2 protein-coding genes are annotated in these 7,451 nt (G+C 48.2%); both read right to left on the bottom strand.

The features are described from left to right. On the bottom strand, nucleotides 1-3,078 hold a 3,078-nt coding region (locus QT990_RS23745), incomplete at its 3' end, for a DUF4347 domain-containing protein (RefSeq protein ID WP_333465829.1). A gap of 419 nt (nucleotides 3,079-3,497) precedes the next feature. Beyond that, nucleotides 3,498-7,418 carry a CHAT domain-containing protein gene (locus QT990_RS23740; RefSeq protein ID WP_445305448.1) on the bottom strand — a complete coding sequence of 1,307 codons (3,921 nt, stop codon included), beginning with the start codon at nucleotides 7,416-7,418 and terminating at the stop codon, nucleotides 3,498-3,500. Nucleotides 7,419-7,451: the final 33 nt, after the last annotated feature.

Here is a 7,451-nt window from a genome sequence, read left to right as displayed (position 1 = left end):
AGTTGTTGTCGGAGTCGGAGTTGTTGTCGGAGTCGGAGTTGTTGTCGGAGTCGGAGTTGTTGTCGGAGTCGGAGTTGTTGTCGGAGTCGGAGTTGTTGTCGGAGTCGGAGTTGTTGTCGGAGTCGGAGTTGTTGTCGGAGTCGGAGTTGTTGTCGGAGTCGGAGTTGTTGTCGGAGTCGGAGTTGTTGTCGGAGTCGGAGTTGTTGTCGGAGTCGGAGTTGTTGTCGGAGTCGGAGTTGTTGTCGGAGTCGGAGTTGTTGTCGGAGTCGGAGTTGTTGTCGGAGTCGGAGTTGTTGTCGGAGTCGGAGTTGGCGTTGGGGTCGGAGTTGGCGCAGTGTCGTTATCAGTAATAGCGACGCTAACAGTCGAAATTGTGATGCCGTTATAATTAACATCGCTACTGGTAGAAGTAGGCGCGATCGCACCTGTATGATTTCCTTCAACTAAATTATCGTCAACAGCAACAACCGCAACAGTTTGAGCAACATTCCAATTAGTGCTGTCAAAATTTATCGACGAAATCGGATTAATTTGACTGCCTGTATCAAAGCTAATCGTAACAGGTGCAGTCGGCTGAGTATTTAACTTAACACTGTAACTTCCAGTTGCACCGCCTTCAGTCGCAGTCGTGGTGGTAGTGTTAAGGGTGAAACCTGCGGTGTCATCATTAGTGACAGTTGTTGCGGCCGCATCAGCGGTAATAGTAGGAGTTGAACCTGGTGCGACAGGATTAGACAAGGTGAGGGTAACAGTTTCGTCAGGTTCGATCGCACTGTCGCCTAATACATCGAGAGTAATCGTTTTGGATGTCTCACCAGTGGCGAAATTGATCGTGCCAGTCGTACCCGTTGCCCCAGAAGTGCCACCGATATTGTTGTAATCGCTGACGTTGGTAGCAGTTCCCGCGATCGCATAATTGACGCTACTCGCTACACCAGCACCGCCGCTACGAGTCACCGTAAAAGTTAGAGGAGTTGTGCCGCTATTACCTTCAGGAATGCTGGCAGTACCAGCGGCGACGGCATAAGAAACAGTACCGTTAGCAGCAATAGTTAGTGTGGTTTGAGCCGTTGTACCTGCAACCCCACCAGTAATTGTGCCAAAGTTGAGAATTGCGGTTTCGGCGTTTTCAGCTATGTTGTCAGGTTTGATAGTAACTGCAACATTTTGGGTGAGTGCGGCACCTGTTGCACCTGCGGGGAATGTAATCGAGGTAGGCGAAAAGGCGTAGTCGGAATTTTCGGTGGCTGTGCTGCTGGGGTCGATCGCAATTGGCACAGTTACATCAGCAAAAGGAGTGCCGCCGCTGAGGGTAACGGGAATATTAACTACTGTGTCTGTTGTTCCTTCTGTACCGCTGTAAGTGGCAGCCCCGAAATTAACTGTATTGGGTGTATTTAGCAGCACAGAAACGTTGTCTGAACCGTTGTTCGCTAATGCCAAATCCGGGAGAGTGTCAGCATTAAAGTTGCCGCTAATAATGGAAGTTGGATCTGTCCCCGCAGCAAAGTTAATGGGTGAACTAAAACCGCCATTGCCGTTGCCTACTAAAATTGCAGCGCCGCCGGTGCCTCCTACTGCTAAGTCAAGTTGGCCATCTCTGCTAAAGTCATTCGCAACAATGCCTTGCAGCCCTGTCCCGGCGCTAAAATTAGTGACTGCACCAAAGCTGCCCGTGCCATTTCCCAAGAGAATTGAAACATTGTTAGATCCGTTGTTAGCTGTGGCCAAGTCGAGGTAAGTGTCTCCGTTAAAGTCCCCAGTGGCTATCGAATTTGGATTTTGCCCAGCGCCAAAATTAGTAGCTGCACCAAATCCGCCCGTACCATTTCCTAACAGAATTGAGACATTATTAGAGAGGCTGTTGGCAACGGCTAAGTCGGGGAAACTGTCAGCGTTAAAGTTGCCTACAACAACCGCAGCCGGAATCGCACCAACATTGAGATTAGTGGCAGCCGCAAAGCTTCCTGTACCCGTTCCCAACAAAATTGAGACGCTACCAGTACCTTGAGGGTCAGCATTTACCACTGCTAAATCGAGGAAAGTGTCGGCGTTAAAGTTCCCGACACCTATTGAAAATGGAGTGTTACCTACACTAAAATTGCTAGCTGCCCCGAAGCCTCCCGTGCCATTTCCTAACAGAATAGAGATATTACTATTACTACCATTTGCTACTGCTAAGTCGGGGAAATTATCATTGTTAAACAGTCCCGATGTGACGTAAACCGGACTTGAACCTACGGCAAAGTTGGTAGCCGTGCCAAAACCCCCTGTGCCATTCCCTAACAAAATGGAAATGTTGTCGTCATTCTGGTTTGTCACTACCAAGTCGGGGAAGGTATCAGCGTTGAAATCCCCTATATTAATACCGTAGGGATTTGTCCCCACGCCAAAGTTGGTTGCAGCGCCGAAAGTTGAGAGAACATACTCGTAAGCGGCTAATACTTCGGGTTCAAATACCAGCGGTGTTTTAATTTCTCCGGTTCTCACTTCTAATTCCCAGTCGCCGCCTTTTGCAGCACTTCCCGTCAGCTTTTTGGAAGCTGCAACCGACGCGCCAGTTAACTCACTCAGGCGTTGGAGGAATTGGTTAGGTTTTGTGGGCTTTGTAGCACTTTCAACTGGGCGGTTAAAACCGCTACTACACAAACTAAACCCGCCTGCGCGGGTTGAAATTCCATAGTCCGCGCACCATCCGGACTTTGTTTGTATAGCCGCGAATTCTATTCGCCGGGGCTGATTAACAGCCGCGACATTACACCCGTAGAGGAGAATATCGGCACCGGGAATTAATGCTTTGCGCCACTGTTTGAGTTGAGGGCCGAAGCTTTCTATGTTGCTGCTGTTGAGTGTATTTACACCGAGATGTACTGCACCTGGACTACCGTGAGAGATGATGTGGATTGCTTCTATATTTTGTTCAATTGCTAGCCTTTCGGTAATTTGCTCAATGCCATCCCGCGTTTCATCTAGGATAATTACCTCAGCATTTGGGGAAATGCCGCTAATTAAACTCTGGTAATTTTCAACATTTGAGTCAATAAAAACTAGAATTGAAACAAATTTTTGCTGTATCATTATGCAACCTCTTTAATTGTTAAACTTTATAGATTTCACTAAAATATAACTTACAGCAAATTCCACCTTCATGAAGTAGCACCGCCTATCGTTTTATCCCCGTAGGGACACTCCAAAAGCCCATTAGTGTCAACTTAAGCTCAAACCCAGTCAGAGACTGTTGTTTGACGATTAGGGCCAGATCCCCCCTAGCCCCCCTTAAGAAGGGGGGACAGGAGTCTTCTCAAAGTCAACCCCTACTCCCCTTCTTAAGGGGGATTTAGGGGGATCTGAACTATGGTAAAAGCGATATTTTTCAAGGGTTTCAGGCTTAAGTTGACACCAATGGGCATTGCCTTTGTCCCTACACTTCATCAACTAGCATCTGATTGCGAGCTACGCCTAAAGTCCTTACGATTGCTTTGTTCCTCGCAATGACATTACCAAGGACTCCCAATCATCGTGAAGGCAGACCAATAGTAAGGATGGGAGAGATTTTCATTAGTCAGTTGAGCTAATTCTGGCGGTAATTCTAACTCCTTATTTAAGTTTGACAAAATTAAACGACCATTTTCAATGCGAACTTGACCTTTGATCATGGCGATTTGAGCTTGCCGTAAGGCTTCGGCTTTAATCGGCGCGACCTTTAACTGATGGTAAAATTCAGCCATTAACCCTAAAGTACCTTCATCGCTGACATACCAAAGACTCGCCAAAACTGACTTCACCCCCGCTTGCACAGCTAACCCCGCAAAACCTAATTCGGTGTCATCATCACCCACAGCAGTTTGGCAAGCGCTCAACACCAATAGCTCAACTTTAGGTGGCTGATTCCACCCTAGTTGCCGCACGCGATCGAGTGTTAACCTGCTATCTGATAACTGAATGTAAGAATTGCTCGGTGATCCTGGGTTAAAGTATCCGTGAGTGGCGAGGTGAATAATCCCATAGGGTCTGTCTTTGCGCTGTGACCTAAGATTGTTGAGAGTAAAGGTTTGGTTGAGGAAGGATTCGCCTTTCCATTCGGAGGCAATAGCGTTAAGTTCTGCAGGCACTGCTGGCAAGGGTGGGTTATTAGTAAATTGTGAGGCTCCCATTGCTAAAACTTCAGCATTTTTAACACTTGCATAGCTAGTATCGGTTAAGTTGACGCTGGGAATGAGTCCGATGCTGTACTTTTCTACTAGAAATTGAGAACCGTCATGGAGGGCGGCTAAGGGGAGCAATCGCAACCCTGCATCCATACTAAAAACTAGCGTATCGATGCCCTGAGCTTTCAAATCAGCTTCCAAGGGCGCAATTATCCACTGGTAAAGTTGTTGGGATGCTGGCAAATAGCTCTCAGTATTGATGTTTCTGGAAGTAGTGAGTTCAGAGCTGAAATTGGCTGCGACTTGCATCAAAGTTTCGCGTCGGGCGGCGGGGATGGCTTTATGAATAGGGATGCCGCTAGGGGGGACTACGATCAGGTCTAATTGTTCAGGGCGGGAGAAGGCGTAGATAATGGCTGGTTTTTTACCAGTTTGGCTGGCGATGATTCTAGTTCTTTTCTGTATGGCCGTAAAAGATTGCAAATCGCGCCTGATTTCCTGATTAATGTATGAGCCCACTTGTTCACTGTAGAAGATATCGATAAAGAAAATGGCTTGTGGGATATCGCCTCTATCGATTAGCCGTGTGATATCGCTGCGGCTAACTATATTTAGAGGCGATGCCGTTTGGACAATTTCGCTTACCCAATCGGATCTGTAGTTAAAAAGAGATTCAATTCTATTAATGATATTCAAATTGCCAGATTGAGCGATCGCATTGGTAATTGAAATATCCGGTAATGTCGTTTGTTCTGATATTGGAGATGGTGTTGGTGGTGGTGTTGGAGATGGTGTTTGTTCTGATATTGGAGATGGTGTTGGTGGTGGTGTTGGAGATGGTGTTTGTTCTGATATTGGAGATGGTGTTTGTTCTGATATTGGAGATGGTGTTGGTGGTGGTGTTGGAGATGGTGTTGGTGGTGGTGTTGGAGATGGTGTTGGTGGTGGTGTTGGAGATGGTATCGGTTGTGGTGTCGGTTCCGGCGTTGGTAGTGGGGTTGGAGATGGTATCGGTTGTGGTGTCGGTTCCGGCGTTGGTAGTGGGGTTGGAGATGGTGTCGGTTGTGGTGTCGGTTCCGGCGTTGGTAGTGGGGTTGGAGATGGTGTCGGTTGTGGTGTTGGTTCCGGTGTAGGAGATGGTGTCGGTTCCGGTGTTGGTTCCGGTGTAGGAGATGGTGTAGGAGATGGTGTAGGAGATGGTGTCGGTTCCGGTGTTGGTTCCGGTGTCGGTTCCGGCGTTGGTTCCGGTGTCGGTTCCGGCGTTGGTTCCGGCGTTGGTTCCGGTGTCGGTTCCGGTGTCGGTTCCGGTGTCGGCGATGGTGTTGGTTCCGGTGTTGGAGATGGCGCGGAAGAACTGATCGCAATATTGCCCTGAGTGTAAGTGCTTGGCGGCACCGGCACCGGGAATTGTGGCGAAATAGTCTCCGAACCTGATGTAATGGCTCCCGTCGTCCCATTCGTTGTCGCATCGCCGACAATAAAAGGTGTAGTCGTGCTCCCCGCGTGGCGAATAGTAATCGCGCCGCCACTTGTGCCATTAGCGCTGGAAATGCTCGCATTTACACCGTTACTATCTGTAAAAGTGCCGCTGACTGTGAGAAGATTGCCAGCCGTGAGGTCAATACTGCCGCCAGTAGACTGAAGAGTGCCTGTAACGGCGATGTCGCTGGCAGCTTTGAGAGTAATATTACCCCCAGAAGTGGCGATCGCATCCAACGCAATGTCCCCTGCTGACTCCAAAATCACAGGCCCGCCTACTGTCGAAATCGCTCCCACTCCGATGCTATTGCCCGAAGCAACACCCGGTGAAGCAAAAAATGTCTCCCCTGCGGTGACATTCGGCGGCAAATTGGCAGCATTCGCCAGAGTCGAAACGCCCGATCGCAAAATTAAAGCTGCACTACCTGAAAGCACCGCCGCATCTGGATCGGCGGAACCTGACAAAGTAGTATCTGGCCCATTGATGGTAATATCTCCCGCCGCGATCGCGCCTTTTGCTTCTACCTTAAGTGAGGTTCCAGTATAATCCCCAAATCTCACATCTCCATCCGAGCTAATAATCGGGTCGTACAAACTCACAAAACTGGCGCCGTTGCCAGACAATGTGAGAATAGAAAAATTACCACGCGCAGCGAAGTGAGCATCACCCGAAACATTGCCATTGCTAAATAATGTGATATCCCCGGAGGATTGGAATGCAGGGTTAGGGTAATTTAGGGCGAAGATATCAATATTTTGATTACCTTGTATAGTAAGATTGCCGCCTGCGATCGCCCTGAAAGGATAACTGCCATCCCTCACCCGCACCGTATCTCCTGCCAACAGAAACAAATTGTTCTCAGTAAGTAGCTGGCTTTCTACCAAAGTGAGATTACGTGCAGCCGAGAGTGTAGCATTCTGACTATTAACAGTAGAACTAGCGATCGCCACATCTCCGCTTTCCACCCTCAAACCCCCCGTCAAAACCACTTCTCCTGCACCGTTAACGGAGATACCAGTAGCAGAGTTCCCACCTGGGCCCGCAAGCAATTGCGGAAGAGACAAAGGCAGAGATAATTGCCCATTCTGTGCCAACAATCCCCCGTCAACAACCCCAATTTCTAAACTTAATAAATGCCCTTCTTGACTAATACGAACAGCATTTTTACCGGGGACAGCAGCGACAATAATATTACCTTGGGGAGCATGGATAGAACCAGTGCTGACGACAGTACCGCCGATTAAAGTTATACTTTGTCCCGGCACAACAGCTAAATTACCTGCATTGACGATACTTCCCGGTTGGCTGAGATTAAAGTAAAAAGTGTTGGGAGTTCCTATCAGCGTACTGTAATCGTTTGCCCCTGCCACATTGAACAAAACGGAATCAAAACCGATGTTAGTAGCAGTAGTAGCTGTAAAACCCGCCGGAAGATTCAAGCTAGCATTAGGGCCAAAGATAATGCCCGAAGGATTTATTAAAAACAGGTTGGAATTGCCGCCACTTACTTGAATTAAACCATTAATAATAGAAGGATTGCCGCCTACTACCCGACCCAGAATGTTGCGAATAGCGGGATTAGAGATAAAATTAGCAATCTGCCCTTCGCTAAGCCCAAACTGTTGAAAACTGTGGAAAAGATTGGCTCCATCTCTAGAAGTCTGACCGCCTGTAATATTCAAGCGATCGCCGTCGGGTGTGACAGTAGTGCCAGTGTCATTGGGTGCAGGAACAATGGGTTGTGCTTGTACCACCGCTGTACTGACAATAGTGGCTGCGCTCGCTAGCATTGCAGCACCATGTATAGAAAAGAAGGCTAGTTT

Origin of the sequence: Microcoleus sp. T3_B1, from assembly GCF_036700445.1 — a bacterium.
Classification (GTDB): Bacteria; Cyanobacteriota; Cyanobacteriia; order Cyanobacteriales; family Microcoleaceae; genus Microcoleus.
Note: the sequence above shows the minus strand (reverse complement) of the source record. Positions and strands in the feature narration are given on the sequence as shown.

Bases quoted from the DNA above. Each gene is read 5' to 3' on its own strand.
- QT990_RS23740 (WP_445305448.1), bottom strand. From the start codon at position 7,418: ATGCTAGCGAGCGCAGCCACTATTGTCAGTACAGCGGTGGTACAAGCA.